General features: G+C 69.6%; 28 protein-coding genes and 1 tRNA gene. 19 read left to right on the top strand and 10 right to left on the bottom strand.

Annotated elements, in window-relative coordinates:
• The first annotated feature begins 3 nt into the window (after nt 1–3).
• The 3 genes from G9C83_RS01070 (at nt 4) to G9C83_RS01060 (ending at nt 2,626) form a co-directional block, all read left to right on the top strand.
• Nucleotides 4–786, top strand: coding sequence for an ABC transporter permease subunit (locus tag G9C83_RS01070; protein WP_167244281.1), 783 nt, complete (start codon nt 4–6; stop codon nt 784–786).
• 74 nt (nt 787–860) lie between these two features.
• On the top strand, nt 861–1,784 hold the full coding sequence (locus tag G9C83_RS01065; protein WP_167244280.1) for an ABC transporter ATP-binding protein: 924 nt from the start codon (nt 861–863) through the stop codon (nt 1,782–1,784).
• Nucleotides 1,781–2,626 carry an ABC transporter permease gene (locus tag G9C83_RS01060; protein ID WP_167244279.1) on the top strand — a complete coding sequence of 282 codons (846 nt, stop codon included), beginning with the start codon at nt 1,781–1,783 and terminating at the stop codon, nt 2,624–2,626. Before G9C83_RS01065 ends, G9C83_RS01060 begins: the two co-directional genes overlap by 4 nt.
• Here G9C83_RS01060 and G9C83_RS01055 read toward each other — a convergent pair.
• Nucleotides 2,623–3,003: a hypothetical protein gene (locus G9C83_RS01055; protein WP_167244278.1), complete on the bottom strand. Its 381-nt coding sequence runs from the start codon at nt 3,001–3,003 to the stop codon at nt 2,623–2,625. The two genes, G9C83_RS01060 and G9C83_RS01055, sit on opposite strands and share 4 nt — an antisense overlap.
• 168 nt (nt 3,004–3,171) lie before the next feature.
• Here G9C83_RS01055 and G9C83_RS01050 point away from each other — a divergent pair, with 168 nt between their 5' ends.
• Both G9C83_RS01050 and G9C83_RS01045 read left to right on the top strand, forming a co-directional pair.
• Complete coding sequence (locus G9C83_RS01050; protein ID WP_167244277.1) at nt 3,172–4,356, top strand: aspartate kinase; 1,185 nt, start codon at nt 3,172–3,174, stop codon at nt 4,354–4,356.
• A gap of 94 nt (nt 4,357–4,450) precedes the next feature.
• Nucleotides 4,451–5,824 carry a tryptophanase gene (locus tag G9C83_RS01045; protein ID WP_167244276.1) on the top strand — a complete coding sequence of 458 codons (1,374 nt, stop codon included), beginning with the start codon at nt 4,451–4,453 and terminating at the stop codon, nt 5,822–5,824.
• Between the two features lie 251 nt (nt 5,825–6,075).
• Here G9C83_RS01045 and G9C83_RS01040 read toward each other — a convergent pair whose 3' ends face one another.
• Nucleotides 6,076–6,735, bottom strand: a complete 660-nt coding sequence (locus G9C83_RS01040) for a YfcE family phosphodiesterase (protein ID WP_167244275.1) — start codon at nt 6,733–6,735, stop codon at nt 6,076–6,078.
• Nucleotides 6,736–6,760: 25 nt separating this feature from the next.
• On the bottom strand, nt 6,761–7,345 hold the full coding sequence (locus tag G9C83_RS01035; RefSeq protein ID WP_167244274.1) for an IMP cyclohydrolase: 585 nt from the start codon (nt 7,343–7,345) through the stop codon (nt 6,761–6,763).
• A 142-nt stretch (nt 7,346–7,487) separates the two neighbouring features.
• Here G9C83_RS01035 and G9C83_RS01030 point away from each other — a divergent pair.
• Nucleotides 7,488–7,560, top strand: a tRNA-Gln gene (locus G9C83_RS01030).
• Nucleotides 7,561–7,605: 45 nt separating this feature from the next.
• Here G9C83_RS01030 and G9C83_RS01025 read toward each other — a convergent pair.
• Nucleotides 7,606–8,406: a formate/nitrite transporter family protein gene (locus tag G9C83_RS01025; RefSeq protein ID WP_167244273.1), complete on the bottom strand. Its 801-nt coding sequence runs from the start codon at nt 8,404–8,406 to the stop codon at nt 7,606–7,608.
• A 64-nt stretch (nt 8,407–8,470) separates the two neighbouring features.
• Nucleotides 8,471–8,896: a helix-turn-helix domain-containing protein gene (locus G9C83_RS01020; RefSeq protein WP_167244272.1), complete on the bottom strand. Its 426-nt coding sequence runs from the start codon at nt 8,894–8,896 to the stop codon at nt 8,471–8,473.
• A 241-nt stretch (nt 8,897–9,137) separates the two neighbouring features.
• Between G9C83_RS01020 and G9C83_RS01015 the strand changes: the two genes are divergently transcribed.
• Nucleotides 9,138–9,884 (top strand): Yip1 family protein, encoded by a 747-nt coding sequence (locus G9C83_RS01015; protein WP_167244271.1) that lies wholly within the window; start codon nt 9,138–9,140, stop codon nt 9,882–9,884.
• Nucleotides 9,885–9,953: 69 nt separating this feature from the next.
• Nucleotides 9,954–10,091, top strand: a complete 138-nt coding sequence (locus G9C83_RS01010; protein ID WP_167244270.1) for a hypothetical protein — start codon at nt 9,954–9,956, stop codon at nt 10,089–10,091.
• A 221-nt stretch (nt 10,092–10,312) separates the two neighbouring features.
• Here G9C83_RS01010 and cgi121 read toward each other — a convergent pair whose 3' ends face one another.
• Complete coding sequence (cgi121, locus tag G9C83_RS01005) at nt 10,313–10,816, bottom strand: KEOPS complex subunit Cgi121 (RefSeq protein WP_167244269.1); 504 nt, start codon at nt 10,814–10,816, stop codon at nt 10,313–10,315.
• On the bottom strand, nt 10,813–13,167 hold the full coding sequence (locus G9C83_RS01000) for an ATP-dependent DNA helicase (protein ID WP_167244268.1): 2,355 nt from the start codon (nt 13,165–13,167) through the stop codon (nt 10,813–10,815). Before G9C83_RS01000 ends, cgi121 begins: the two co-directional genes overlap by 4 nt.
• Before the next feature lie 442 nt (nt 13,168–13,609).
• On the opposite strand from G9C83_RS01000, the gene G9C83_RS00995 reads away from it, so the two are divergent.
• On the top strand, nt 13,610–13,852 hold the full coding sequence (locus G9C83_RS00995) for a ferredoxin (protein ID WP_167244267.1): 243 nt from the start codon (nt 13,610–13,612) through the stop codon (nt 13,850–13,852).
• A gap of 183 nt (nt 13,853–14,035) precedes the next feature.
• Here G9C83_RS00995 and mdh read toward each other — a convergent pair whose 3' ends face one another.
• Nucleotides 14,036–14,950, bottom strand: a complete 915-nt coding sequence (mdh, locus tag G9C83_RS00990; protein WP_167244266.1) for a malate dehydrogenase — start codon at nt 14,948–14,950, stop codon at nt 14,036–14,038.
• Between the two features lie 160 nt (nt 14,951–15,110).
• Between mdh and G9C83_RS00985 the strand changes: the two genes are divergently transcribed.
• The 3 genes from G9C83_RS00985 to G9C83_RS00975 all read left to right on the top strand — a co-directional run bounded on the left by G9C83_RS00985 (nt 15,111) and on the right by G9C83_RS00975 (nt 17,232).
• On the top strand, nt 15,111–15,764 hold the full coding sequence (locus G9C83_RS00985) for an Sjogren's syndrome/scleroderma autoantigen 1 family protein (protein ID WP_167244265.1): 654 nt from the start codon (nt 15,111–15,113) through the stop codon (nt 15,762–15,764).
• Nucleotides 15,765–15,789: 25 nt separating this feature from the next.
• Entirely contained in the window at nt 15,790–16,182 is a 393-nt protein-coding gene (locus tag G9C83_RS00980) for a universal stress protein (protein WP_167244264.1), read from the top strand.
• A gap of 66 nt (nt 16,183–16,248) precedes the next feature.
• On the top strand, nt 16,249–17,232 hold the full coding sequence (locus G9C83_RS00975) for a tyrosine--tRNA ligase (protein WP_167244263.1): 984 nt from the start codon (nt 16,249–16,251) through the stop codon (nt 17,230–17,232).
• 348 nt (nt 17,233–17,580) lie between these two features.
• On the opposite strand, the gene G9C83_RS00970 is transcribed toward G9C83_RS00975, so the two are convergent.
• Nucleotides 17,581–17,757 (bottom strand): hypothetical protein, encoded by a 177-nt coding sequence (locus tag G9C83_RS00970; protein ID WP_167244262.1) that lies wholly within the window; start codon nt 17,755–17,757, stop codon nt 17,581–17,583.
• 113 nt (nt 17,758–17,870) lie between these two features.
• Between G9C83_RS00970 and eif1A the strand changes: the two genes are divergently transcribed.
• The 6 genes from eif1A to G9C83_RS00940 all read left to right on the top strand — a co-directional run bounded on the left by eif1A (nt 17,871) and on the right by G9C83_RS00940 (nt 23,705).
• Complete coding sequence (gene eif1A / locus G9C83_RS00965; protein WP_167244261.1) at nt 17,871–18,158, top strand: translation initiation factor eIF-1A; 288 nt, start codon at nt 17,871–17,873, stop codon at nt 18,156–18,158.
• A 13-nt stretch (nt 18,159–18,171) separates the two neighbouring features.
• Nucleotides 18,172–19,059 carry a serine/threonine-protein kinase Rio1 gene (gene rio1 / locus G9C83_RS00960; RefSeq protein WP_167244260.1) on the top strand — a complete coding sequence of 296 codons (888 nt, stop codon included), beginning with the start codon at nt 18,172–18,174 and terminating at the stop codon, nt 19,057–19,059.
• Nucleotides 19,060–19,138: 79 nt separating this feature from the next.
• A complete protein-coding gene (locus G9C83_RS00955) occupies nt 19,139–19,945 on the top strand; it encodes a winged helix-turn-helix domain-containing protein (RefSeq protein ID WP_167244259.1) in 807 nt (268 codons plus the stop codon).
• Between the two features lie 58 nt (nt 19,946–20,003).
• Nucleotides 20,004–20,555: a KH domain-containing protein gene (locus G9C83_RS00950; RefSeq protein ID WP_167244258.1), complete on the top strand. Its 552-nt coding sequence runs from the start codon at nt 20,004–20,006 to the stop codon at nt 20,553–20,555.
• A 201-nt stretch (nt 20,556–20,756) separates the two neighbouring features.
• Nucleotides 20,757–22,442, top strand: coding sequence for a thermosome subunit alpha (thsA, locus tag G9C83_RS00945; protein ID WP_347877765.1), 1,686 nt, complete (start codon nt 20,757–20,759; stop codon nt 22,440–22,442).
• A gap of 276 nt (nt 22,443–22,718) precedes the next feature.
• Nucleotides 22,719–23,705, top strand: a complete 987-nt coding sequence (locus G9C83_RS00940) for an ornithine cyclodeaminase family protein (RefSeq protein WP_167244257.1) — start codon at nt 22,719–22,721, stop codon at nt 23,703–23,705.
• A gap of 81 nt (nt 23,706–23,786) precedes the next feature.
• Here G9C83_RS00940 and G9C83_RS00935 read toward each other — a convergent pair whose 3' ends face one another.
• A complete protein-coding gene (locus G9C83_RS00935; RefSeq protein WP_167244256.1) occupies nt 23,787–23,975 on the bottom strand; it encodes a hypothetical protein in 189 nt (62 codons plus the stop codon).
• 179 nt (nt 23,976–24,154) lie between these two features.
• Between G9C83_RS00935 and leuS the strand changes: the two genes are divergently transcribed.
• Entirely contained in the window at nt 24,155–26,803 is a 2,649-nt protein-coding gene (leuS, locus tag G9C83_RS00930) for a leucine--tRNA ligase (RefSeq protein WP_167244255.1), read from the top strand.
• Nucleotides 26,804–26,808: the final 5 nt, after the last annotated feature.

The following is a 26,808-nucleotide window of genomic DNA, read 5'->3' as shown; positions in this document are numbered from 1 at the left end:
GCCGTGACGTGGCCCGTCGTCGCGCGCCGCGACCTCCGAACGCTCCGCGCGGACAACTCACTGCTCGTGTTCGGCGGCCTCTTCGCGTTCGTCGCCGCCGCCGCCGCGTACGGCGCCACGAACGGCGCCATCGCGACGCCGCTGCCCGCAGTGCTCGCGCTGTTGTTCATGTTCGCCGTCCCGCTGGCCGCCGGCACGCTCACCCACGAAGCGGTCCCGAGCGCCGTCGACACCGGCCGCGTCCGCCTCACGCTCGCGCTCCCGCACGACCGCTCGACGTTCCTCGCGGGCGCCGGCGCCGCCCGACTCGCGATTACGGTCGTCGCCGTCGTCGCCGCCGTCGTCACCGCGAGCGTTGTCTACGCAGCCCGCGGCGCGGCGCTGTCGCCCGTCCGCGTGCTCGCTGTCGTCGCGCTCGCCGCGCTCCTCGCAGTCGCGTTCGTCGCCGCGACGCTCGCGCTCACCGCAGGGTCGACGTCGACGACGCTCTCCGCCGCGACCACGTACGGCTTCTTCGCGCTCGCGCTGTTCTGGCCGATCGCGCTGAGCCTCGGCCGCGTCGTCCTCGGCGGCACCTTCGGCGTCCGGGTGAGCAGCGGTCTCACGGACGCGCTGGTCGTCGCTAGCCCGCTGTACGCGTACGCGAACACGCTCACCGTCGTCGGCGTCGACGGCGTCGCGACGGCCGGCTCCGTCCCCGACGGCATCGGCGCCGCCGTCCTGCTCGCGTGGACGGTCGGCGGTTTCGCGCTCGCCGAGCGGCGATTCGGCCGCGTCGAACTCTGAGGCGACTGCTCGCGCGCTCGCTCGCGCTGCGAACCACCACAATGGATTTACGACCGCGGGGACACCTCCCCGCCATGGCAGCAATCGAACTCTCCGGCGTCACCAAGCGGTACGGTGACGTCACCGCCCTCCGAGACCTCGACCTGCGGGTCCAGGACGGCGAGATATACGGCTTCCTCGGGCCGAACGGCGCCGGGAAGTCGACGACCATCGACATCATCCTGGACTTCGTCCGACCGACCTCCGGCACCGCGACGGTGCTCGGCCACGACGCCCACGACGAGTCCCTGGCCATCCGCCGGCGCATCGGCGTCCTCCCCGAGGGGTTCAACGTCTACGAGCGCCTCACCGCCCGCCAGCACCTCGAGTTCGCCATCGAGTCGAAGAACGCCGACGACGACGTCGACGAACTCCTGGAGCGCGTCGGCATCCCGGACGCCGCCGACCGGAAGGCCGGCGGGTTCTCGAAGGGGATGCAGCAGCGGCTCGCGCTGGCCATCGCGCTCGTCGGCGACCCCGACCTCCTCATCCTCGACGAGCCCTCGACGGGGCTGGACCCGAACGGCGCCCGCGAGATGCGCGAAATCATCAAGGAGGAGGCCGCCCGCGGCGCCACGGTGTTCTTCTCCAGTCACATCCTCGAACAGGTCGAGGCGGTCTGCGACCGCGTCGGCATCCTCCAGGCCGGCGAGCTCGTCGCCCAGGACACCATCCGCGGGCTGCGTGACGCAGCCGGCACCGGGTCGTCGCTGTCGGTCACCGTCGCGGAGCTCACGCCCGCAATCGTCGACGCCGTCGAGGACGTTCCCGGCGTCACGGGCGTCACCACGGACGGCGACACGCTCACCGTGAGCGCGGACAGCGCCGCGAAGACCGACATCCTCGACGCCGCCGAGGGCGCCGGCGGCGAAGTCGTCGACTTCTCCACCCGCGAGGCGTCGCTGGACGACGTGTTCGCCGCGTACACCGACGACCGCGACGAGGGGGTGTCGGCATGAGCTGGGCGGCCATCGCGAAGAAGGACTTCCAGGACGCCGCGCGCTCGAAGGCGCTGTGGGCGCTCACCGCGCTGTTCGTGCTGTTCATGGCGGGCGCGGCCTACGTCTACACGCTCCTCCAGAGCGGCGGGCAGGGCGGGGAGCTGGAGGCGCTCGGCCTCATCTTCTTGCTGCTCACCCCGGTCACGTGGCTCATCCCGCTGACCGCGCTCGTGATGTCACACAAGGCCATCGCCGGCGAAGTCGAGTCCGGCAGCGCGAAGTTCCTGCTGTCGCTTCCCCACTCCCGCCGGGACGCCGTCGTCGGGAAGGTCGTCGGCCGCAGCGCGGTGATGACCGTCTCCATCGTCGTCGGCCTCGTCGTCGCCGCAGTCGTCACGTTCGTGCTGTACGACACCTTCGACTTCGGCGCGTACGTCGGCTTCTCCGCGCTTACCGTGCTGCTCGGCGTGCTGTACACCGCCATCGGCGTCGGCCTCTCCGCCACCACGAAGAGCACCGGCCGCGCCACCATCATCGCTGCCGGGTTCTTCGTCGTCTTCGAGCTCGCGTGGCAGCTCGTCCCCGCGGGCGTCTACTACGTGCTGAACGGCTCGTTCGGCCCCAGAATGGCCGGACAGCCGCCCGAGTGGTACATCCTGTTGACCCGCATCCCGCCATCGGAGGCGTTCACCAGTGCCGTCCTGCAGTTCCTCCCCGGGAACTCCACGCTCGTCGCGGCGCTGTTCCCGCAGAACCCGCCCGTCTTCCTCACCGAGTGGGCGGCGCTCGCGACGATGCTGCTGTGGCTCGTCGTCGTTCCCGTACTCGGCTACGCCGTCTTCGAGCGCGCGGACCTCTAGGGCTCGCAGCGGAACCGCCTCGTCTTCTCCCCGTCGAACCGCGGCCCCGGCCCCGCGTCCTCGAACCCGACGTCGAGCAGGACGTCCGCGAGCGAATCGCCTTCGACGAGTACGACCTCCACGGCGAGGTCCTCGTGGGCGGCGAACTCCCGCGGCGCGTCCAGCAGCCGCTCGACGACGTCCGGATCGCCGTCCAGCCGCGTGACGTGGACGGCGCCCCGCCACGTGTCGAACGCGACGAACCCGACCAGGTCGCCGTCGCCGTCGTCCGCGACACGGACCGTGCGGTCTCTGACGAGGCGCGCCGCGTCGAGGTCGTCGTCGGCTACGCGGTCGAGGGCGGCCGCGTCGTCCGCCGTCGCGTCCCGTACGTGCATGCCGCCGCGTACGCGGGGGACCAACCTTAATCCCGCGGCCGCCCGGTCAACGGGGCGCGCGACTCCCGTCGTCGGGGTCGGCAACCGTTTCGCGCATGGAAGCAGTTAACACCACCCCCGTCCCTACGACCCGGCAATGAGCACGGCTCCGACGACCGGTGGGACGCGATGCGCGTAGTCGCGAAGTTCGGCGGCACCAGCCTCGGCAGCGGCGACCGCATCGAGCGGGCCGCCGACTCCATCGCCGACGCTGTCGCCGCCGGCCACGAAATCGCGGTAGTGGCGTCCGCGATGGGGAACACGACCGACGAACTACTCGACGACATCACGTTCGACGCCGAGGAGGCCGACCGCGCGGAGATCGTCTCGATGGGCGAACGCACCTCCGTGCGGATGCTGAAGGCGGCGCTGGCCGCCCGCGGCGTGAACGCCGTCTTCCTCGAACCCGGCCACCCAGACTGGCCCGTCGTCGCGAACGACCGCGGCGAGGTCGACGCCGAGGAGACCCAGCGGCGCGTGGAGGCGCTCGCGGCGGACCTCGACGACGTCGTCCCCGTCATCACGGGCTTCCTCGCGGAGGACCTCGACGGGAACGTGACGACGCTCGGCCGCGGCGGCTCCGACACCACGGCCGTGATGCTCGGCCGGTACGCGGACGCCGACGAGGTCGTCATCGTCACCGACGTCGAGGGCGTCATGACCGGCGACCCGCACGTCGTCGAGGGCGCGCGCAACGTCGGCGAGATCACCGTCGACGAACTCCGGAACCTATCCTTCCGCGGCGCGGAAGTGGTCGCGCCGTCCGCGCTATCCTTCAAGGACGACGAACTCGACGTCCGCGTCATCCACTACCAGCACGGCGACCTGCTGTCCGGCGGCACGAAGATCGAGGGTCAGTTCGAGAACATGATCGACATGCGGGACACGCCGCTGTCGTGTCTCACGGTCGCCGGGCGCGCCATCCGCAACCGCCCCGGCATCATGTCGACGCTGTCGACTGCACTGTACGACAGCGACATCAACGTCGACGCGGTCGCCTCGGGGATGGACTCGATGACGTTCTACGTCGACCAGGACGTCGCCGAGCGCGCCGAGAACGTCCTCCACAGCGAAGTCATCGAGGTCGGCGAGCTCTCCTCGGTCACCGTCCGCGAGGACGTCGCCGTCATCCGCGTGCTCGGCGGGGAACTCCCGAACCAGCCCGGGGTGCTCCGGCGCATCGTCGACCCCATCGCGGACGCCGGCATCAACGTCATCGACATCATCTCCAGCGCCACCTCCGTGGCCGTCTTCGTCGACTGGGAGGACCGAGAGGACACCCTCGAGATCGTCCAGGAGCACTTCAGCTCCTGACCGCACGAGACCGGCCGCTACCGTACACGCCTGTACACGGCCGTACACGTCTTCTCCGGCGGGATTCTTCACGGCGCGCGCCCACTACTGCGGTGTGCGCTCGTACAAGACGACGATGGTCGAACCGATCCGACTGCTCGACCGCGAGGACCGCGAGGCCGCGCTGCGCGACGCCGGCTTCAACGTCTTCGCCCTCGACAGCGCGGACGTGTTCGTCGACCTCCTGACGGACTCCGGCACCGGCACGATGAGCAACGAGCAGTGGGCGGCGATGTTCACTGGCGACGAGGCGTACGCCGGCAGCGATAGCTTCCGCGAACTCGAGGCCGCCGTCCGCGACGTCATGGGGTTCGAGCGGATCGTCCCCGCCCACCAGGGCCGCGGCGCGGAGAACGTGCTCTACGGCGCGCTCGTCGACGACGGCGACGTCGTCCTGAACAACGCGCACTTCGACACGACGCGTGCTCACGTCGCGGCGAACGGCGGCGACCCCGTGGACTGCCCGGTCCCGGAGGCTCGCGACGGCGACAGCGACCACCCGTTCAAGGGGAACTTCGACGTCGAGACCGCGCGCCGCGTCGTCGACGACGTCGGCGCCGAGAACGTCCCCGTGGTCGTGCTCACGATCACGAACAACTCGATGGCCGGCCAGCCCGTCAGCGTGCAGAACACGCGCGAGGTCGCGGCGTTCGCCCAGGAGATCGACGCCACGTTCGTCGTCGACGCCTGCCGGTTCGCGGAGAACGCCCACTTCGTGCAGCGCCGCGAGCCCGAGTTCGCCGACGAGTCCGTCGCTGCCGTCGCCCGCGAGCAGCTCTCGTACGCCGACGCCTGCGTGATGAGCGGGAAGAAGGACGGCCTCGTGAACGTCGGCGGGTTCGTCGGGCTCCGGGACGATGGAGAACTCTACCAGCAGTGCCGCCAGCGCGGCATCCTCTACGAGGGGTTCTCCACGTACGGCGGCATGTCGGGACGGGACCTCGCGGCGTTCGCCGTCGGACTCCGTGAGGCCGTCGAACCCCCGTACGTCGCGGAGCGCGTCGCGCAAGTGGAAGCGCTCTGCGAGGCGCTCGCCGACCGCGGCATCCCCGTCTATCAGCCCGCCGGCGGCCACGCGGTCTACGTGAACGCCAACGAGGCGCTCCCGCACCTCCCACGCGAGGCGTTCCCCGGCCAGGCGTTCGTCTGCGAGCTCTACCGCGAGGGCGGCGTTCGCGCCGTCGAACTCGGGCGGTTCGCGTTCCCCGAGACCGAGCGCGACGACCTCGTGCGGCTCGCCGTCCCGCGACGCACGTACGGGCCCGACCACCTCGAACACGTCGCCGACACCGCCGCCGCGGTCTGCGAGAAGGGCGAAGCGGTCACCGGGTACGAGGTCGTCTCCGAGCCGCCGATGCCCGAACTCCGGCACTTCTCCGCGGAGCTCCGGCCGGTCGACCCGGCCCGCGAGCCGACGTCTCCGCAGTAGCGACTCGTCCCGCTCCGGCTTCCGGCGCACCGCCGATTTGCAGGCGGAGCAACCGCGACGCGACTTATATGCGGTCGTGTCGACATTGTGGCGACAATGGGCGCGGACCGCCAGCACTCGGGCTCCCGGCTCACCGCAGTCCCGGCGGTGTTCACGGCCGTCTACCTCCGCCGCCGAACGCTCGCTCCCGTCGTCGGCGCGCACGTCCTCGTCTGGGCGTTCTCCGTCCTCGGACAGTTCTACGGTGACGTTCACCGGCCGTCTGCGAGCCGCGAGGCGGTGTTGTCCGGCAGCCCCGCCTCCCGCACGGCCTCGGCGACCCGCTCGATGTCGTACTCGACGCGGCGCTCCTCGACGGTCAGCTCTTCGACGTCCAGCACCGCGTACGCCGCGCGCGGGTCGCGGTCACGCGGCTGGCCGACGCTCCCCGGGTTCAACACGACGCCGTCGTCGTAGACCTCGTGGTGCTGGACGTGCGTGTGCCCGAGAATCAGGGCGTCCTCGTCGCCGAGCAAGTGGGGGCCGAACGCGTCCGGGTACGTGTACCGGTCCTGCACCTCCGGGTGGTCGTGGACGACCTTCACGCGGCCGTCGAACAGCGTGCGCTCGCGGGGGAGCCGCTTCACCCACTCGAGCTGGACGTCGTTCAGCTCTCGCTTGGCGTGCCTGACGCCCGCCTGCGCCATCCCGTTCGCGCCGAAGTTCCCGTCGGTCGCCACCATCCGGTCGTGGTTCCCCATCACCGTGGGCACGTCGCGCTCGCGCACCGCGTCCACGCACTCCGCGGGCCACGCGTTGTACCCGACCACGTCGCCCGCGCAGACGAGCGCATCCACGTCCGGCATATCGTCGAGCACCGTCTCCAGCGCCACGAGGTTCGAGTGGATGTCGGAGAGGACGGCGACCTTCATGCCCTCCCGTGGGTCGCGCTCGCCCTTAGTTCTCCGGCCCGTTCTCGACTGCCGTCGCGTAGCCGTCGCCGTCCCGCACGACGCCGACCGCGCAGACCGCGTGCTCGAACGCCGCGCTGTACGCCTCCTCGGCGGCCTCGCTCGCGGACTCGGCCTCGAAGCCGATCGGCTCCGGAGCGTCTTTCTCGTAGGTCGCGACGAGCGTCGGCTCCTCGACTGCCTCCACGAGCAGCGCGTCCTTCCGCACGGTACCGACGTACGCCTCACCGTCGGGTGTCAACACGCCCGCGATGCGTGGCGTGTCGTAGTCGTCTTTCTCGTAGTCGAGCGCGAGCAGCGACTCCGCGAGCGCGTCCCGCGCCGGGTAGCCGAGGCCGAGTTTCTCCGTAATCGGGTCGACGTGGCTGCCGTTCCCGACGACCGCGTGGCCCGCCACCGTCCGGTAGCAGTTGTACGACACGTAGGGGTTGTCCGTCTCCGGCGCGTCCGGCGTGGGCGCGACGGTCAGCGCGTCCTCGCGCTCGACCACCCGGCGGTTCGGGAACGACCGCGAGGACACTCGGTACGCTGCCACGTCCGGACCGACGACGACGAACCGTCCGACGTACATACGAGAACGTGCATTCTCGGGCGGCAAATAGGCGTCGAACTGTCCACGTTCGCGGCGTGCGGGGGCCGAGCGCCGGACAGCGCTCTCGTCGCCGGGGTTCGCAACACTGATAAACGACAATCGCTTTGTCCCGGATGCGAGCAGTCCATTGGGGTAGTGGCCAATCCTGAAGCCTTCTGGGGGCTTCGACCCTGGTTCGAATCCAGGATGGACTACTTCTACTGATTCACTTCGAAGAGCGACCCACTGCTCTCCCGTTCTCAGCTCCCGCCGCGGACGACGTGCCCGTACTTCAGGAGGGCGACGAAGACGCCGCCGCCGAGCGCATTTCCGATGGTCGCGAGCGAGAGGAACGCGAGGTAGTCCGCCAGTGTGACGGCGGGCGACATCAGCAGGCCGAACAGCACTTCGACGTTGCCGGCGATGGAGTGCGGGAGGTGCAGAATCCCGATGGTGGCGGTGACGACCCAGATGATGACGAGCCGGCTGATGGTCTCCTGGGCGGCGGCGATCAGCCACGCGAGCAGGCCCATCAGCCAGCCCGCGAACACGCCCGCGACGACCAGCCACTGGAGGTCGTGGGTGACGAGCTTGAGCGCGATAGTCTCGAAGGCGACCGTGTCGACGACGCCGAGGCCGGGCATCAGGAGGACCGCGAGCAGCGTGAACGCGGCGCCCCCGACGATGTTCCCGACGTACACCAGCCCCCAGAGCCGGCCTAACTGTCGGAGGGACGCCTGCCCGTCGAGCACCGGTATCACCGCGAGCGTGGTGTGTTCCGTGAACAGCTCCGAGCGCCCGAGAATCACGAGCATGAAACCGATGGAGTAGACGCTCGCGAGCAGCAGCTCCGTCACGAGGTCGCCGAACCCGCCCTCGGAGAGCGTCAACACCACCGCCATCAGCAGCGGGCCGAAGCCGATGTCGAGGCCCGCGGAGAGCCCCGAGAGCAGCAGGCCGCTGCGCTCGCGGTTCATCTCGTGGAGCCCGCTCTCGATGAGCGAGTCGAGGACGCTCCGAGACGGCTTCTGTTCCGTCGAGTCTGATTCAGAGTCGGACACTGGGGGACGCCTCTACCTGTACTCTCTCTCCGAACGGCCTCGAAAGTTTCCCCCGGTGGGAGCGCTACTGGTCGGCAGGCGGCGCGGGAGCCCCGCGCTGATTCTCGCCGTCCTCCCCTGGACCGTACTCCTCGCGGAACTCGCCGATGAGCTGTCCCATCTTCGCGTACCAGTCGTTGAGCATGCGCTGCATCTCGTCGGCGATCTCGTCGGGGGCGGCGGGCTCGTAGACGTGGTAGTAGCCGCCGTGGTCGTAGTTCACCTGGCGCTTCTCGACGAGGTCGGCGTCGATGAGGCGCTGGACCGAGCGGTACGCGGTCGAGCGCTCGCGGTCGATGCGCTCGCTGAGCTCGTCGACGGTCATCGGCTCGCCGCCGTCGACGAGCCGCGCGAACACGCGCCGGTCGAGGTCGCGGAGGCCGTGGAAGCACTCCAGCAGCCCCTCGCACTCCATGTCCCGCTGGAGGTAGTCGCGCATCGAATCTGGCATCTGGACTACGGTACGCCGCTGACGCGTAAAAACGTTTTTCGGCGCCGTACGACGGTATCAGCGCCGGCTCCGCCAGCACCCCCTGGACGTAGCGCCGAGGGACGTCACAGTCGCGTGCCGACCGCGGACGTGGCGCGGCGGCGAACTCTGCGAGGAGGGCTTCCGGGGGCGAGCGCAGCCTCGCACGCGCTGTGAGGCGTCGACACGTTGAAGCGACTGCTGGGCGAATCTCGCCACCCGCATGCTCCGCAACGCCCTCCACGACCTGCGGACGCTCCTGTTCCGCCCGCGGTCGTTCTTCCAGTCGCACCCGCCGGGGGACTCGCTCGGTAGCGCCGCGCTCGTCGTCGTCGCCGTCGCGGCGCTAACGGCCGTCGCGTTCGCCGCCGTCGGGACGTACATGGCCTCCCAGATAGACGCCACCTACACGGTCACGACGATGGAGCCGTGGCCCGACTCCTCCTGCCGGAGCTTCGAGGAGATGGACGGTCCGGTCCCCGAGCAGTGTACTATCGACGAACCCCAGACCGAGCAGCGGTCGGTCGGCGCCGCACTCGAGGACGCCGTCGTCCGGCGCGTCCCCGTCGTCTTCTTCGGGACGCTCGTCGGCTGGCTACTGGTCGCCGTCGCGCTCCACGCGGTGAGCGCGTTCACCGGCAACAGCGGCCCGTTCGGGGCGACGCTGTCGGTCACGGGCTGGGCGATGCCCGTGCAGCTCGTCCAGACCGTCCTCGGGGTGGTCGGGCTCGTCTTCCTGCTGTCCGGCGTCGACTTCGCGAGCGACCCCGAGGTGCTCGCCGACCAGCTCCGGCGGCTCTCGGACACCACGGGCACCGCAGTCGGCGCGGGCGGCGCGCTCCTCGCCGCCGGGTGGCAGGCGTACATCTGGACGCACGGCCTCCGCGAGAGCCACGACACCTCGTTGGGCGGTGCGGCGGCGGCTTCCGTCGCCGTCGCGGTCCTGCTGTTCCTCGTCTCGCTGGCGTAACCACTTTCAGTTTCACCGCGCGGCAGGATTCCGTTCTTGTGTGCGACGCGCGTCAGACGATGGCGCCGCATGGACCACCACCCTTCCGACGCGGGCTGGCGCGTGAAGTGTCCGCGCGGCCACACGCGACTGCGCCGGCAGCGCGACGGCCGCTACTACTGCCGGAGCTGCGACGAGCACTACGAACGCCGGGACCTCAGGCAGTGACATACGCCCGGCGTCAGACGCCCGTCCGCTCTTCGCGGGCGGCGTTTCGACTGGAAAACCGACTGACACCTCCGACGCTCGAATCCTCTCCCACCACCTTCTAGTGGGGAAAATCCACCGACGGCGTCCGCCCACAACCCCTTCGTTTCGACTGGAACGGGGTGTGATATCACGCCACAACCTTTCGTCGCGGTGACTCGCGCGCTTCGAGGTCGGCTACCCTACTTCTCGACGTCCAGCAGCGCCACGCGCTCCCGGACGACGCCCGGGAGGTCGTCCGCTGCCGCGTCGAGTTCCCCCTCGCTCACGTCGAAGAACGCCCGAATCGTCTCCCGGTCGCCGGAGACGGCGCCCGGCAGCGGCTCGCCGTCCAGTACGCGTCCGTCGTCGAGGAACGCCGCGACGGCAGCCGCCGCGTCCGCCTCGTCGCCGCCCGCCACGACCACTACCACGTCCTGCTCGCCCGCCGCGACGCCCATTTCGAGCGCCTCGCGAATCTGGCGGCGGCCCGCGGCGTACAGCAGGATTTCGACCGCGCGGTCGCTGGCGACGTTCTCCCCGCGCTCGAACGCCCGGTCGGCGTGCTCGACCGCCGCCGCGAGGTGGCCGCGGCCCGTGACGTAGTCCGCGTCGAACGCCTGCACGGCCGTCTCCGAGTCGCCCGGGAGCGCCGCGACGAACTCGTCGACGTCGGATACGTCGGCCGTCCCCGCGACGAGTCTCACGAGAAGTCCCCCAGATTCGCCTGCCCGTCGCGGTCGCGCTCCTCGGCCGCCGCCACCGTCTCCGCGTCCGCGTCCACGGCGTCCATCTCCGGGTCCGGGTGGCCGACGTTCTCCAGGATGCGCTCGGCCGTCCGCTCGCGGCCACGGACCGCGCCGAGTACGACGCTCTTCTCGGCGTTCCGGAGGTCCGCGCGGGACTCGATGCCCGCGTTGTAGAGGCGTCGCGCGCGCTTCCGGCCGACGTTCCGCACGCCCGCGAGGTCCAGCAGTTCCTCGCGCACGCCGTACTCCACGCGCTTGCGCGCCTCCCGGACCGCGGCCGCGCACTCCACGTCGTCGAGCTCGCCCGCGAGCCGCTCGGCAGCGTGCAGCAGCCACTCCGCCGTCTCGACTTTCCCGCGGATGTCGCCCGGCCCGACGTCGTAGCGCTCCGCGATGCGGTCCTCGTCCAGTTCGGACGCCCAGTCTTCGAGGAGCTTCGCGGTCTTCAGCGCGGACAGCCAGTCCTCGAAGCCGGCTTCCTCCTCGCGGGGCGCGCGCCCGAGTAGCTCGTCCTCGCGCTCGTATGCGAGCTCCGTGTACTGCTCGCGGTCGCCCGAGCGCAGGTAGAGCTCGTACATGTCCGGCGTCCGGCTCACGAGGTGGTAGAGCCCGAACGGCGTCGGACTCGCGGCCTCGCCGTCGCCCGTCTCGGCCGCGTCGTCCTGCATCTCGCTCGCCGTCTGGAAGCCCGCGTCAGCGGGGTCTCCGCTGGCGGGCCGGCCACCGCCGTTCGCGGCCGTGCTGTCCCCCGCCGCCCGTAAGCCGTCGACGAGCGTCGCCGCGCTCATCGGGTCGACGTACAGCCGGCTCACGAGGTGGCCGGTGCTGGTCGCGCGCAGCACGCCGTCCTCGCGCTCCACGAACCCGTTGCGGTCGAGGTACGCGAGCACGTCCCGCGCCACGCTCTCCAGCCGGGTCGGGTCGTCGGTCTGCGTGGCGTACAGCGTCTCCCCGAGGAACTCGTGGAGCGCGTCCTCGGAGGTCGTGAAGCCCGTCGCGACCGCCGCGAGCACGTGCGTCCGGAGCGCCGGCTCGGCCGCGAGCTTCGAGCGCACCGGTTCGGGCTCCGCGTAGATGTAGCGGTCGAACAGCTCCTCCAGTTCGTCGTGGCCGCTCGCGAGCAGCACCGCCTCGCCGTACGGGTCGCGGCCGGGGCGGCCCGCGCGCCCGAACATCTGGTGGACTTCCAGCACGGACAGCGGCTGCATTCCGCCCGCGGTGCCGTCGTAGCGCTGCCAGTCCCGCACCACGACCCGGCGGCTCGGCGTGTTCACGCCCGCCGCGAGGGTGGGTGTCGCGGACACGACTTTGATGGCGCGGTCGCGGAACGCCTCCTCGACGAGTTCGCGGTGCTCGCGCGCCAGGCCGGCGTGGTGGAACGCCGCGCCCTTCTCGACGGCGTCCGCGAGGTCGTCGCTGGTCTCCGTGTCGCTGACGCCCCGAATGTCGTCCGCGACCTCCCGGAGGCGCTCGCGGTCCTCGCCGCTGATGCCCTGCTTGGTCACGTCGGCGAGCCGTCGCGCCGCGGCCTCCGCGTTCCGCCGCGAATTCACGAACACGAGCGTCGACCCGCCGTCAGCGAGCGTGTCGTCCACGATGGCGGCGGTCTGGCTGTCGCTGCCGCCGGTCGCGAGCTCCTCCTGCGTGCCGTCGTCGTAGTGGACCGCCTGTCCGTAGTGGACACCCGTCCGCAGGTCGATGGGCCGCCACGTCGAGTCCACGAGTTCGGCGTCCAGCCACTCGGCTATCTCGTCGGCGTTTCCGACCGTCGCGGACAGCGCCACGACCTGCAAGTCCTGCACGCGCTGGCGGAGCTTCGCCAGCGTCACTTCGAGCGTAGGTCCCCGGTGGTCGTCGTCCACGAGGTGGACCTCGTCCGCGACCACGCAGGAGAGGTCGTCGATCCAGCCCGCGCCGTTGCGCACGAGCGAGTCGACTTTCTCGGAAGTGGCGACGATGACGTCGTTGTCCGACAGCCGCGAGCCGTCGTCCTCGTAGTTCCCCGTGGAGACGCCCACGGACAGCCCGAACTGTTCGAACTCCTCGAACTCGGTGGCCTTCTCCCCGGCGAGGGCGCGCAGCGGCACGATATAGAGTGCTTTCCCGCCACGCTCGACCGCCGACAGCATCGCCAGCTCCGCGATCAGCGTCTTCCCGCTGGCGGTCGGCACGCTCGCGACGAGGCTCTCGCCCTCCGCGACGCCCGCCTCGACGGCTTCGGCCTGCGGCGGGTACAACTCCTCGATACCCCCCGATTCGAGGTGGTCGGCGACCCCGTCGGGGAGTCCGGGCACGTCCGCGACTCTCATTGCACCGGGATAGGCGCGTCCCGGGGTTTAAACTGTCGCACCGTCCGAACGTGGTTTTCGTTCGCTGGTGTGGCCGCCGCCGAGAACTGTTCTGCGAACGCGTAGAAACCCCCGAGGCTGTGGACTCGGGAGGTTCGTTGCGCTCCTTGGCCTTCGGCCTGCGGTGCTTACGTCGCCTTCCTTCGTCCACAGCCTCGCCCCTTTCAGTCCACCCCGCTACCGGCTGTCCAACCGGTCATGGACGGACTGAAAGGGGCGGGCCGGTCGGCTGCTCCCGGACGAAGTAAGCACGCGACCGTAGGGAGCGCGCAGCGAGTCCCGGAGCAGCCGACCGGTCCGGGGCTTTCGAGGTGTTTGAAACGATGTCCGTCGCACTCTCGATACGCGCTGCCACTCTACCTAGCCCGGCAACGATATACGCGGGGCGCCACCACGTGACAGTATGCGAATCGAGTTCGACCGGGACGTCTGCATCGGGATGTTCCAGTGTGTCGCGGAGTGGGACGCCTTCGAGGAGGACACGGACGCGGGCAAAGCCATTCTCCAGGACAGCGAGGAGACCGAGGAGGACCTGTTCGTCCGCGAGGTGCCCGAAGACGCGGAGCTCGACGCGAAGTTCGCGGCGCGGGCGTGTCCGGTCGACGCTATCGAGGTCTACGACGACGACGGCGAACAACTCGTCTGAGGCGGCGTTCTCCCCCGCGCAAGGTTTATGCTAACGTATAGCATACTCTCGTCTGTTATGTGCCACCACTGGGAGGAGGTGCCGATTCGGGAGCTCGAAGGGGAAGCCGAACGCGAATCCGAGGACAGCGACGAACCGGACGACGTCGCGAAGGAAGTCGCGCCGGCCTGAGCGCCCGCAGAATTACGCGATTTTCTCGTACTGTTCGGAGAGCTTCTCGGCGGCCTCGCCGAGTTGGTCGCGCTCGTACTCCGTGAGGTCCCACTCCACGACCTCCTCGACGCCGTCGGAGCCGAGTTTCACGGGGACGCCGAGGCCGACGTCGTCGAGCCCGAACTCGCCGTCGAGGACGATGGAGCCGGGGAGCACCTCGCCCGTGTCGCGGAGGATGGCTTCGACCATGTGCGCGACGCCCGTCGCGGGTCCCCACTGGGTCGCGCCCTTGCGCTCGATGACGTCCATCGCGGACTGCTGGAGCTCCTCGAGGATCTCCTCGCGCTCGCCGTCCGAGAACTCGGGGTCGGCGCCGTTCACGCGCACTTTCGAGAACACGGGCACCTGCGCGTCCCCGTGCTCGCCGAGGATGGTGGCTTCGACGTTCTGGACGGGCGCGTCGAAGCGCTGGCTGAGCACGTACCGGAAGCGCGCGCTGTCGAGGCGGCCGCCGAACCCGACGACTTTGTGGCGGTCCCGGTCGCCCGCCTCGTAGAGGTGGCGGTTCAGCAGGTCGACGGGATTCGACGTCGTCACCGTCACGAAGTCGTCGTTGTGCTCGGCGAGCGAGGAGCCGATGTCCTCCATGATGGGCGCGTTGTCGCCCGCGAGGTCGATGCGCGTCTGGCCGGGCTGGCGGGGAATCCCCGCGGTGATGACGACGACGTCCGAGCCCGCGGTGTCCTCGTAAGATCCCTGGTAGACCTCCGTGTTGGCGTCGTAGGCGACGCCGTGGTTCGCGTCCGCGGCCTGCCCGACGGTCTCGTCTTCCTTGTCCGGAATGTCCACGAACACGAGCTCGTCGACGACGTCGCGGAGCGCGAGGTTGTAGCCTGCGGCGGCGCCGACGGTGCCGGCGGCCCCCACGATGCTGACTTTCGACATGTCACGTAAGACCAACCGGCGGCGACTCGTTAAGCGCTTCGGTGGCTGCCAGCGCCCGAAACCGTCGGTCTCGGAGCGCGGGCGACGGGTCGGTGAACCCCCCGGAGCGCGCCGCCGACGCTCCGCAGGCTTTTCGAGGCCTGCCGCCCTGCGTACGCCCATGAGCGACACGGACGACGGCTTCGACGAGGAGGCCGTCCGCGAGGAACTCCGCGAGAAGTACGAGGACGACGACCGCGGGGAGACCGAGCGCATGAGCGAACTCCTCCTGCAGGGCGCGACGATGACGAACCAGCACTGCGACCGCTGCGGCAACCCCATCTTCCGGTACGAGGGGCAGTCGTTCTGCCCGAACTGCCAGCAGGCCGCCGAGCAGGGACAGGCTGCTGGACAGGGGCAGACGGCCGGACAGCAGGACACGAGCCAGCAGCAGGCCGACGGCCAGCAGCCCGAGCCGGAGCCGTCCGCGGACGCGCGAGCGAACGACCAGCAGGTGCGGGAGGCCTCGGAGGCGTCCCGGCAGGTCCGCGAGACCTCCCAGCAGCCCCAGGAGACCGCACAGCAGGCCGGTGACGCGGCTGGCGCAGCCGGAGGCCGCGAGTCGGCATCTCCACCCCCGTCGCAGAATCAGCCGCGGCAGTCGGGCCAGTCGGGCGGCGCGCCGTCCGGGGAGGGTGCGGCCGCGCTCGAATCCTCGATCGCCGCGCTCGCGCGCCGCGCCGCCGGCACCGACGACCCGCGGCGTGCCCGCGAGTTCCTCGAAGCCGCCCGGGAGGCCGCCGAGGCGCTCGACGCGCTCCGCCGCAACGCGTAACCCGGAGGCCTCACAGTACCCTCGTATGGAGATTCTCGTTCCCGTCGACGGCTCGGACTGCAGCTTCCGCGCGCTCGGGTTCGGCGCGGAGATGGCGGGCCGCTACGACGGCAGTCTCGACGTCGTCCACTTCGCGGAGTCCGAGTCCGAGAGTACGGACGCCGTCGTCGACCGCGCCGAGCGCGTCCTCGACGCGCAGGGCGTCGACACCGAACCCGAGGTCAACACGGACGTCGAGGTGGAGTTCCGGCTGAGCGACGGCGTCGGCGGCGACATCCTCGACCTCGTCGAAGCCCGCGGCTACGACCACGTCGTCATGGGCCACCACGGCGCCGGGACGCTCGAACGCGCGCTCCTCGGGAGCGCCGCGGAGAAAGTCCTGCACGCCGAGCGCGTCCCCGTCACCGTCATCCCCTGACGCCGACGGCTCAACGGTTCGCACACTTCCAAACCGCTTAACCCCGAGCGCTGACTCCGCTGTCGTATGGACACCTACGAACTCCTCACGCGGAACGCGGCGGAAGTCGTGACCGAGGAGGAACTCGAAGCGCTCGCCGACGACCCCGACGGGAAGCGAGCGTACGTCGGCTACGAGCCCTCCGGCGTGCTCCACCTCGGCCACCTGCTCACCGCGAACAAGCTCATCGACCTGCAGGACGCCGGCCTCGACGTCGTCGTCCTCCTGGCGGACGTCCACGCGTACCTCAACGGGAAGGGCTCCTTCGAGGAGATTCGGGCGACCGCCGACCAGATGAAAGAGCAGTTCCTCGCGTACGGGCTCGACGACGAGCAGACGGAGTTCGTGCTCGGCAGCGACTACCAGCTCGACGACGACTACGAACTGGACCTCCACGAGCTCGAACTCTCGACGTCGCTGAAGCGCGCGCAGCGCGCGATGGCCGAGATTCAGAGCGGGGAGACCGCGAAGGTCAGCCACGTCGTCTACCCGCTGATGCAGGCGCTGGACATCGAGTACCTCGACGTCGACGTCGCCATCGGCGGGATGGACCAGCGGAAGGTCCACATGCTCGCCCGCGAGGAACTGCCGAGTCTGGGCTACGAGAAGCGCCCCGCCATCCACACGCCCATCGTCGGCGACCTCGGCACGGGTGAGGGGAAGATGTCCTCCAGCGAGGGCGTCACCATCTCCATGGAGGACTCCACCGAGGACCTCGCGGAGAAGGTGAACTCGGCGTTCTGCCCGCCGACCCGCGACCCCGAGGGCGACCTCGTCAACCCCGTGCTGGAGCTGTTCCAGTACCACGTCTTCCCGCGCTTCGAGGCAGTCGTCGTCGAGCGCCCCGACGAGTACGGCGGGAACCTCGAATACGACGACTACGAGGCCCTCGCCGCCGACCTCGAATCCGGCGAGCTCCACCCCGCGGACGCGAAGGGCGCGCTCGCGGACTACCTCGACGAACTCATCGCGCCGGGCCGGGAGCGCCTGCGCGAGCTTCGCGGCGAGTAATCGCCACTCCACTTCTAAACCGCGGTAGCCGCGGACATCGCGCTATTCGTAGACTAACAGCCGCACAGGAGCATCCGCGAGCGAGCGGTCCGGAGGACCCGAGACTGAGCAGACCTCCGGTCTGCTTGTCCCTCGTTGGCTTCGCTCACGAGGACGAAGCGGTTCACCGAGCGCGAACGGTGCGAGGCGCTACGCGCCTCGGAACGTGCGAGCGGCGAGCGAAGCGAGCCGTGAGCAGTGAGCGCTCGGGCTGACGAGCGAACGGAGCGTAGCGAAGTGAGCGAGGAGTGCTTTTGGTGTCGGTTTTGCCGAGGGGCGCCGAAGGCGCCCCGCAGCGCAAAAGCGCCCTCAGAAGCCGAACATCCCCATGACGGATTTGGCGGCGCTGCGGACGACGAGGCCGAGGCCGAGGAGGACGAGGACGAGGCCGGCGGCGACGATCGGGGCGTTCCAGGCGACGACGGCGATGCCGGCGACCAGCAGCAGGACGCCGAGCAGTCCGGTGGGACCGAGTTTGTCGAGCATGTGCGGGTGGAGCGCCACCACTGGGGTAAGCGTACTGGTCCGGGACGCCGTGAGGGCGTTCCGTGCACCCCGGAGTGTGAGGGTTTAAACCGCTCGGTTGCCTACTCGCGGCCATGAGCGACGACGAAGGTGGACGCAAGAACCTTCGGATGCCCGAGGACGACGAGGTGTTCGCTGAAGTCACTGACATGCTCGGCGCGAACCGGGTGCAGGTTCGGTGCGCGGACGGGGAGGAGCGGACCGCCCGCATCCCCGGGCGGATGCAGAAGCGCATCTGGATTCGGGAGGGCGACGTGGTGCTGGTGGAGCCGTGGGACTGGCAGGACGAGAAGGCGGACGTGGTGTGGCGCTACGAGAAATCGGAGGCCGACCAGCTGCGGGAGGAAGGCCACATCCAATGACGGTGGGCCGGCGGTGACCGACGAGTTCGGTCTCGCCGAGGACACGGGGGAGGCGCCAGGCGACGAGTTCGAGGAGATCGACGTCTCGGACACGGAGGCCGACCGCATCGCGCGCCGGCAGGACCGGGAGTTCGCGGAGTTCCGCAAGCGCCTGAAGGACAACGAGCGGTTCAAGCTCGACGACGGCGCGTTCGACGACGCGACGTACGCGGCGATCTACAAGCTCGTCGAGGACGGCTACGTGGGTGCGTTCGGTGGCCCGATTTCGACGGGGAAGGAGGCGAACGTCTACGAGGCCCTGGACCACGACGGCGGCGACGTCGCCGTCAAAGTCTACCGCATCAACGCGTCGAACTTCCAGCAGATGCGCTCCTATCTGGAGGGCGACCCGCGCTTCGAGGGGATCCGCGGCGACAAGAAGGCGGTGGTGCTGTCGTGGACGCGCAAGGAGTTCTCGAACCTCCAGCGCGCCCGGGAGGCGGGCGTCAGGGTGCCGACGCCCATTGCGGTCCAGCGGAACGTGTTGGTGATGGAGCTCATCGGCGAGGAGGGCGACCCGGCGCCGACGCTGAACGACGTGAACGTGGACAACCCGGAGACGGCGTTCGAGGTGGTGCGGGAGTACATCCGGCGGCTGTACGACGCGGGACTGGTCCACGGCGACCTCTCGGAGTACAACCTCGTGGTGTACGACAACGAGCTCGTCGTCATCGACGTGGGGCAGGCGGTCACCATCCACCACAACAACCACGACCAGTTCCTGCAGCGGGACTGCCGGAACGTCGCGAACTTCTTCGCGCGGCAGGGCGCGGACGTCGACCCCGAGTCGCTGTACGACTACGTCGTCGAGAACGCGACGCCGCGCTCCGAGGAGGAGACCGAGCGGCCCGACGACGAGTGACCGACTGCGGTCGGGAGCGTGAGTGCAGCCCTCACACACCGGGGCAACGCTGAAGCCGGTCCGGTGTCGTCGTAGCCACATGAGCGGCGACGCAGAGGCCGCGTTCGGCGCGGTCGCGGACGAGCTCCGCGTCCGCATCCTCCGCGAGCTCTGGGACGCCGAGGGCGCGCTGGCGTTCTCGGAGCTCCGCGAGCGCGTCGACGTCCGGGACTCCGGGCGGTTCAACTACCACCTCGGGAAGCTCCGCGGCCGGTTCGTCGAGCAGACCGACGACGGCTACGAGCTCCGGTACGCCGGCCAGCAGCTCGTCAGCGCGCTGTACTCGGGCGTCTACACGGAGGACGCGTCCGTCGGACCGTCGCCCGTCGACGGCTCGTGTTTCGACTGCGGCGGCGACCTGGAAGCCCGCTACGAGGACGAACACGGGCACGTGGAGTGCACGGACTGCGGCATGAACGTCGTGATGGGCGGCGTGCCGCCGGCGTTCGTCGACGGCCGCGAGGACGACCTCGCGACCGCCATCGACGCCTACCTCCGCACCCAGATTCGCCAGTGCACCGCGGGGTTCTGTCCGGAGTGCAGCGGGCCGACGACGGGACGGCTGGCGGTCAGCGACTACGGCCCGCAGGCGATCTTCGAGTGCGGGCGCTGCGGCGGCGAGTTCCAGGGCACGGCGTCGATGGTCGCGCTCGAACACCCGGCCGTCGTCGCGTTCTACCGCGAGCACGGCCGGGACGTCCGCGAGGTCCCGGTCTGGAAGCTGGACTGGGTCGCCCAACCCGAGTGGGACGGCGACGAGGCCCGCGTGACTGTCGCCGTCGACGGCGACGAACTGGCCCTCACCGTCGACGAGTCGCTGTCCGTCAGCGGGGCGGAACGGGCGTGAAGCGGTCCCACGGCGGGAGAGAAGGCTTTTACGCGGGCGTCGAGTATTCTGGTGTATCATGAAACACGTGAAGATTCCGCAGGACCGCATCGGCGCGCTCATCGGCGAGGGGGGTGAGACGCTGCGCCGCATCGAGCAGGCCGCCGAGGTCCGGCTCGACGTCGACTCCGAGGACGGGTCGGTCGCCATCGAACGCACCGGCGACCCGATTCGGGGGATGCAGGCGCCCGAGATCGTCCGCGCGATCGGCCGCGGGTTCGACCCGGACGCCGCGCTCAGCCTCCTGGACGACGAGATGCGGATGTTCGAGACCGTCGACATCGAGCGTGCCGCCCGCAACGACAACGACCTCCGCCGCAAGAAGGGCCGGCTCATCGGCGAGAACGGCCGCACGCGCGAGCTGATGGAGGAGCTCACCGGCGCGAACGTCGTCATCTACGGGTCGACGTTCGGCGTCATCGGTCAGCCGAACGAGGTCGACGTCGCCCGCTCGGCCGCCGAGATGCTGCTCGACGGCGCCCCCCACGGCTCCGTCTACTCGTTCCTCGAGCGCAAGCGCGCCGAGGAGCTCAAGCAGCAGGGCATGGAGTACCACGAGTTCACGGGCTGATCGACCCTCTCTTCTCCGCGCTCTCTTCGCGCTCGCAGCGGCGCACCGGTCGGCTGGCGCCGCTCGCCGGGTCTCAGGCATAAATACCCGGCCCGGAAGTTTCTCATTTGGCGCGTACCGGCGTCTGAGACCGTCTCCCAAGGCACGTTACTCCGTCGCACACAAGATTTAAATAGAATCGCATTCAATCAATGAGTGACTATGGCGCAGCAGATGGGCAATCAGCCACTTATTGTACTCTCCGAGGACAGCCAGCGCACCTCCGGAGAGGACGCACAGTCGATGAACATCACCGCCGGGAAAGCCGTCTCCGAGGCGGCCCGGACCACACTCGGTCCGAAGGGCATGGACAAGATGCTCGTGGACTCCACGGGCAACGTCGTCGTCACGAACGACGGCGTCACCATCCTCAAGGAGATGGACATCGAGCACCCGGCGGCCAACATGATCGTCGAGGTCGCCGAGACCCAGGAGACCGAGGTCGGCGACGGCACCACGTCCGCCGTCGTCGTCGCCGGTGAACTCCTCTCCGAGGCCGAGACCCTCCTCGACCAGGACATCCACGCGACCACGCTCGCGCAGGGCTACCGACAGGCCGCCGAGCAGGCTCGCGAACTCCTCGAGGACAAGGCCGTCGACATCTCCCCCGACGACACGGAGGAGCTCGAGAAGCTCGCCGCGACCTCCATGACCGGCAAGGGCGCGGAGAACGCCAAGGACGTCCTCTCCAGCCTCGTCGTGCGCGCCGTCCAGTCCGTCGCCGACGGCGACAGCGTCGACACGGACAACGTCAAGGTCGAGAAGGTCACCGGCGGCGCCATCGAGAACTCCGAGCTCGTCGAGGGCGTCATCGTCGACAAGGAGCGCGTCAACGAGAACATGCCCTACGCCGTCGAGGACGCCAAGATCGCGCTCGTCGACGACGGCCTCGAGGTCAAGGAGACCGAGATCGACACCGAGGTCAACGTCACCGACCCCGACCAGCTCCAGCAGTTCCTCGACCAGGAAGAGGAACAGCTCGAGGAGATGGCCGACTCGCTCGCCGACGCCGGCGCGAACGTCGTCTTCGTCGACGGCGGCATCGACGACATGGCCCAGCACTACCTCGCGCAGGAGGGCATCCTCGCCGTCCGCCGCGTGAAGTCCGACGACTTCACCCGTCTCTCCCGTTCCACGGGTGCGACGCCCGTCTCCAACGTCAACGACATCGAAGCCGGCGACCTCGGCGAAGCCGGTAGCGTCGCCCAGAAGGACATCGGCGGCGACGAACGCATCTTCGTCGAGGACGTCGAAGAGGCCAAGTCCGTCACGCTCATCCTCCGCGGCGGCACCGAGCACGTCGTCGACGAGGTCGAGCGCGCCATCGACGACGCCCTCGGCGTCGTCCGCGTCACCCTCGAGGACGGCAAGGTGCTGCCCGGCGGCGGTGCCCCCGAGACCGAGCTCGCCATGGAGCTGCGCCAGTTCGCCGACTCCGTCGGCGGCCGCGAGCAGCTCGCCGTCGAGTCGTTCGCCGACGCGCTCGAAGTCATCCCGCGCACCCTCGCGGAGAACGCGGGCCACGACCCCATCGACTCCCTCGTGGACCTCCGCAGCCAGCACGACGCCGGTGAAGCCGGCGCCGGGCTCGACGCCTACACCGGCGAAGTCATCGACATGAACGCCGAAGGCGTCGTCGAGCCGCTCCGCGTGAAGACCCAGGCCATCGAGTCCGCCACCGAAGCGGCGACGATGATCCTCCGCATCGACGACGTCATCGCCGCGGGCGACCTCGCAGGCGGCCAGGTCGGCGACGACGACGGCGGCGACGAGGGCCCGCCGGCCGGCGGCCCCGGCGGCGCCGGCGGCATGGGCGGCATGGGCGGCGGCATGGGCGGCATGATGTAGTACCTTTTTCCTGCACTCACTCGGGCGCTATCGCGCCCTCGTTCGCTGGAAAAAGCTACGCTAAAAAGCGCCGTCGGACCCCCTTCGGGGGTCCTCGGCGCCCGAGCACTCCGCGCTCGGCGAATCGGCGGCCGAAGGCCGCCGAATGCTAGCCCCCTGCTGACCCGCCTCGTACCGCCCGCTCACCGACTCGCGACGTTCTTTCGACGCTGCGCGATTAGCGCCTGCTGGCGAGACAAAGGAGGTTCTAAGTGCCGGCCCCGCAATTTTTGCGTCATGGAGACGCTGCTGCTCAACAAGGACGACGTCGCCGAGAACGTCCAGATGGCGGACCTGATTCCCGCCGTCGAGGACGCCTTCGCCGCCTACGAGAACGGCGACGCCCAGATGCCGTCGAAGTCGTACATCGACCTTCCGCAGTACAACGGGGACTTCCGCTCGATGCCCGCCTATCTGGACGCGGGCGAGTGGGACGCCGCCGGCATCAAGTGGGTGAACGTCCACCCCGACAACCCCGACCGCTACGACCTCCCGACCGTGATGGGGACGATGGTGTACTCCGACCCCGAGAACGCCTACCCCCTCGCCATCATGGACGGCACCGAGCTCACGATGCAGCGCACGGGCGCCGCTGCCGCCGTCGCCACCGACTACCTCGCGATCGAAGACGCCAGTAGTTTCGGCGTTATCGGCGCCGGCGTCCAGTCGTACACCCAGTTAGAGGCCATCTCGACCGTTCGCGACATCGAGGAAGTCGTCGTCAGCGACGTCTCCGAGGACGCCGTCCGCGCGTTCGTCGAGCACTTCGAGGACCGCTTCGACGTCCGCGAGGGCTCCATCAGCGACGCCGGCCACTGCGACGTCCTCTCGACGGTCACGCCCGTCGAGGACCCTATCGTCTCCCGCGAGGACGTCGCCGACCACACCCACGTCAACGCCATGGGCGCCGACGCCGAAGGCAAACACGAGCTCGCCGACCAGCTCCTCCTCGACTGCAAGCTCGTCATCGACGACCACGCCCAGACCACGCACTCCGGCGAAATCAACGTCCCCTACAACGCGGGCGTCCTCGACGACGACGACATCTACGGCCAGGTCGGCGAACTCGTCACCGGCCGCAAGGACGGGCGCACCCCCGACGACGGCGTCACCGTCTTCGACTCCACCGGGCTCGCCATCCAGGACGTCGCTGCCGCCCACGTCGCCTACGAACACGCCGACGAACACGACAACGGCTACGCGTTCGACCTGCTCGGGGTCTAAGCACGCACTTTATTACGCACTTTTTGCTGCGCTCGCGGCCTTCGGCCGCTCGCTCGCGGATGCTTTCCGTCGGCTACACCGCTACTCGGAGCTAGTAGAGTCGGTGATTTTCCCGAGCGCCCAGATGACGACGAGGAAGGGGAGCACGGGCAGAATCAGGATGAGCATGCCGCCCATCATCACGTAGCCGACGAGGCTCATGGAGGCGTTCGAGCCCGCCTCCTTGCGTCGGTAGACGCTTCGTGGCGGCTCGCTCTCGGTTTCGCTCATAGTCGTCTATTGGTCGCACGCCCGAAAAAATCACTAGGCCAACTAGAAGCCGGATGCGGTTCGGATACCGGCCGGAACGGGACCGCGGGGGTCGCGCCGGGGCGGGCTGTCCGACAGCGGAACTGGCGTATTGAAAGGCATTTGCCGTTCGACTCTCTACGTCCCTGTAAGAGACACGCATGGGAGGAAACGACGGCTACGACCACGGCGAGATAGAGCGACGTTGGCAGCGCGAGTGGGACGACGCCGACGTGTTCCGGGTGCCCGACGACGCCGACGACCCGGAGTACGTGCTGGCGATGTTCCCGTACACGTCCGGCCAGCTCCACATGGGCCACGTCCGGAACTACGCGATCACGGACGCGCTCGCGCGGTACCGCCGGATGGACGGCGACGAAGTGCTCCACCCGATGGGGTGGGACTCGTTCGGGCTGCCCGCGGAGAACGCCGCCGAGGAGCGCGACACCAACCCCCGGGAGTGGACCGAGCGCTGCATCGAGCAGATGCGCGACCAGTTCGAGGCGCTGGGCTTCGGCTACGACTGGGAGCGCGAGGTCACCACCTGCGACCCCGACTACTACCGGTGGAACCAGTGGCTGTTCAACGAGTTCCGGGACGCCGGTCTCGTGGAGCAACAGACCGCCGCGGTGAACTGGTGTCCGTCCTGCGAGACGGTGCTCGCCGACGAGCAGGTCGAGGGCGAGGAGGAGCTGTGCTGGCGGTGTGACACGCCCGTCACCGAGCGCGACCTCGACCAGTGGTTCTTCGAGACGACGGCGTACGCCGACGAGCTGCTGGACAGCATCGACGACCTGGACGGCTGGCCGACGAACGTCCGGGACATGCAGCGCAACTGGATCGGCCGAACGGACGGCGCGGAGGTGCCGTTCACGCTGCACGCGCCGGACGGCGACGAGGACGTCGTCGCGTTCACGACCCGGCTGGACACCATCCACGGCGCGACGTTCTTCGCGCTGGCGCCCGACCACCCGCTGGCGGAGGCCGCGGCCGAGCGCGACGACGACGTCGCGCACTTCGTCGAGCACGTCGCGGACCCGGACGGCGACGAGCCCCAGGGCGTCGAGACGGACATCACGGCGACGAACCCCGCGACCGGCGAGGAGATTCCGGTGTTCGTCGCGGACTTCGTGCTCTCGGACGTCGGCACCGGCGCGCTGATGGCGGTCCCCGGCCACGACGAGCGCGACCACGCGTTCGCGCAGAGCCACGACCTCCCCATCGAGCAGGTCGTCGCCCCGGAGGGCGACGACGAAGTCGACGTTCAGGAGGAGCCGTACACGGAGGACGGCGTCCTCGTGAACTCCGGCGACTACGACGGCCTGACGAGCGAAGAGGGCCGCGAGCGGCTCACCGAGGACATCGACGGCGCGGAGTCCGCCGTCCAGTACCAGCTCCGCGACTGGGGCATCTCCCGGCAGCGCTACTGGGGGACGCCCATTCCGGTCGTGCACTGCGAGGACTGCGGCCCGGTGTCGGTGCCCGACGAGGACCTCCCCGTGGAGCTACCGGAGTTCGTCCACACCACCGGCAATCCGCTGGACGCCGCCGAGGAGTGGAAGCACACGGAGTGCCCCGAGTGCGGCGGTCCCGCGGTCCGCGAGACCGACACGATGGACACGTTCGTCGACTCCTCGTGGTACTTCCTGCGCTTCACGTCGCCCGACCTCGACGACGCGCCGTTCGACGTCGAGCGCGCGAACGACTGGATGCCCGTCGACGAGTACGTCGGCGGCGTCGAGCACGCCGTGATGCACCTGCTGTACTCGCGCTTCTTCACGAAGGTGCTGGCGGACCTCGACCTACTCGACCACCGCGAGCCGTTCGAGTCGCTCACCACGCAGGGGATGGTGCTCGGCGAGGACGGCACGAAGATGTCCAAGTCGAAGGGCAACGGCGTCTCCCCGGAGCGCATCGTCGAGGAGTACGGCGCCGACACCGCGCGCCTGTTCGTGCTGCGGGCCGCCCGCCCCGACAAGGACTTCCCGTGGAGCCAGGAGGGCGTCCGCTCCAGCAACGCGTTCCTGGAGCGCCTGCTCAGACTGGCCCGCGGCGTCGACCCCGACGCGGCGGTCGACGACGCCGACCCGGCCGCCGAGTACGTCGCCCGCGAGGTCGCCGCCACCGTCGATGCGGCCACCGAGCACTACGAGGCGATGGAGTTCAACCGCGCGGTCCAGGCCGTCGACGAGATGGTGTCGCTGCTGGTGCGGTACCGCGGCCGCGAGGACGCCGACCCCGGTGTCGTCGCGCGCGGCGTCGAGGTCGCCGTGAAACTGCTCGCGCCCATCGCGCCCCACGCGTGCGAGGAGTCCTGGGCGGCGCTGGACGGCGACGGCTTCGTCACGGAGGCCGAGTGGCCGACGCCCGACCGCGACGTCAGCGACCACGACCGCACGTCCCGGCTGGTCGAGCGCACCCGCGAGGACGTCCGCGACATCGTCGACACCGCCGGCATCGAGGAGCCGACCGGCGTCGACGTGGTCACCGCGCCCGAGTGGATGTACGACGCGCTCGAGATCGCCCGCGACGCCGACGGCGACGTCGTCGGCACGGTGATGGGCGACGAGGACCTCCGGCAGCGCGGCGAGGACGCCGCCGACTACGCGAAGGACCTCGCCGCGCAGGCGCCCGCGCTCCCGGACGCGCTCCCCCCGGAGCGCGAGCGCGCGACCCTGGAGCGGGCGGCGTGGCTCGTCGAGTCGGAGTTCGACGCGCCCGTTCGCGTGCTCGCCGCGGACGAGGCCGACGACGACCTCGCGAGCAAGGCCGAGCCCGGTCGGCCCGCGATTCACGTCCACGAAGGTTGAAGTGA

Origin of the sequence: Halobacterium sp. R2-5 (genome assembly GCF_011734195.1) — an archaeon.
In the GTDB taxonomy this organism is placed as follows: Archaea; Halobacteriota; Halobacteria; order Halobacteriales; family Halobacteriaceae; genus Halobacterium.
This window is presented reverse-complemented; position numbering and strand designations above follow the sequence as displayed.

Coding starts and splice junctions, on each gene's coding strand:
- thsA (WP_347877765.1), top strand. CDS start 20,757: ATGGCGCAGCAGATGGGCAATCAGCCACTTATTGTACTCTCCGAGGAC.
- G9C83_RS00995 (WP_167244267.1), top strand. CDS start 13,610: ATGCGAATCGAGTTCGACCGGGACGTCTGCATCGGGATGTTCCAGTGT.
- G9C83_RS01000 (WP_167244268.1), bottom strand. CDS start 13,167: ATGAGAGTCGCGGACGTGCCCGGACTCCCCGACGGGGTCGCCGACCAC.
- eif1A (WP_167244261.1), top strand. CDS start 17,871: ATGAGCGACGACGAAGGTGGACGCAAGAACCTTCGGATGCCCGAGGAC.
- G9C83_RS01050 (WP_167244277.1), top strand. CDS start 3,172: ATGCGCGTAGTCGCGAAGTTCGGCGGCACCAGCCTCGGCAGCGGCGAC.
- G9C83_RS00955 (WP_167244259.1), top strand. CDS start 19,139: ATGAGCGGCGACGCAGAGGCCGCGTTCGGCGCGGTCGCGGACGAGCTC.
- G9C83_RS00935 (WP_167244256.1), bottom strand. CDS start 23,975: ATGAGCGAAACCGAGAGCGAGCCGCCACGAAGCGTCTACCGACGCAAG.
- G9C83_RS00975 (WP_167244263.1), top strand. CDS start 16,249: ATGGACACCTACGAACTCCTCACGCGGAACGCGGCGGAAGTCGTGACC.
- G9C83_RS01040 (WP_167244275.1), bottom strand. CDS start 6,735: ATGAAGGTCGCCGTCCTCTCCGACATCCACTCGAACCTCGTGGCGCTG.
- G9C83_RS01060 (WP_167244279.1), top strand. CDS start 1,781: ATGAGCTGGGCGGCCATCGCGAAGAAGGACTTCCAGGACGCCGCGCGC.
- G9C83_RS01055 (WP_167244278.1), bottom strand. CDS start 3,003: ATGCACGTACGGGACGCGACGGCGGACGACGCGGCCGCCCTCGACCGC.
- G9C83_RS00970 (WP_167244262.1), bottom strand. CDS start 17,757: ATGCTCGACAAACTCGGTCCCACCGGACTGCTCGGCGTCCTGCTGCTG.
- G9C83_RS00940 (WP_167244257.1), top strand. CDS start 22,719: ATGGAGACGCTGCTGCTCAACAAGGACGACGTCGCCGAGAACGTCCAG.
- leuS (WP_167244255.1), top strand. CDS start 24,155: ATGGGAGGAAACGACGGCTACGACCACGGCGAGATAGAGCGACGTTGG.
- G9C83_RS01015 (WP_167244271.1), top strand. CDS start 9,138: ATGCTCCGCAACGCCCTCCACGACCTGCGGACGCTCCTGTTCCGCCCG.
- G9C83_RS01020 (WP_167244272.1), bottom strand. CDS start 8,896: ATGCCAGATTCGATGCGCGACTACCTCCAGCGGGACATGGAGTGCGAG.
- G9C83_RS00950 (WP_167244258.1), top strand. CDS start 20,004: ATGAAACACGTGAAGATTCCGCAGGACCGCATCGGCGCGCTCATCGGC.
- G9C83_RS00985 (WP_167244265.1), top strand. CDS start 15,111: ATGAGCGACACGGACGACGGCTTCGACGAGGAGGCCGTCCGCGAGGAA.
- G9C83_RS01065 (WP_167244280.1), top strand. CDS start 861: ATGGCAGCAATCGAACTCTCCGGCGTCACCAAGCGGTACGGTGACGTC.
- G9C83_RS01035 (WP_167244274.1), bottom strand. CDS start 7,345: ATGTACGTCGGACGGTTCGTCGTCGTCGGTCCGGACGTGGCAGCGTAC.
- G9C83_RS00980 (WP_167244264.1), top strand. CDS start 15,790: ATGGAGATTCTCGTTCCCGTCGACGGCTCGGACTGCAGCTTCCGCGCG.
- mdh (WP_167244266.1), bottom strand. CDS start 14,950: ATGTCGAAAGTCAGCATCGTGGGGGCCGCCGGCACCGTCGGCGCCGCC.
- G9C83_RS01010 (WP_167244270.1), top strand. CDS start 9,954: ATGGACCACCACCCTTCCGACGCGGGCTGGCGCGTGAAGTGTCCGCGC.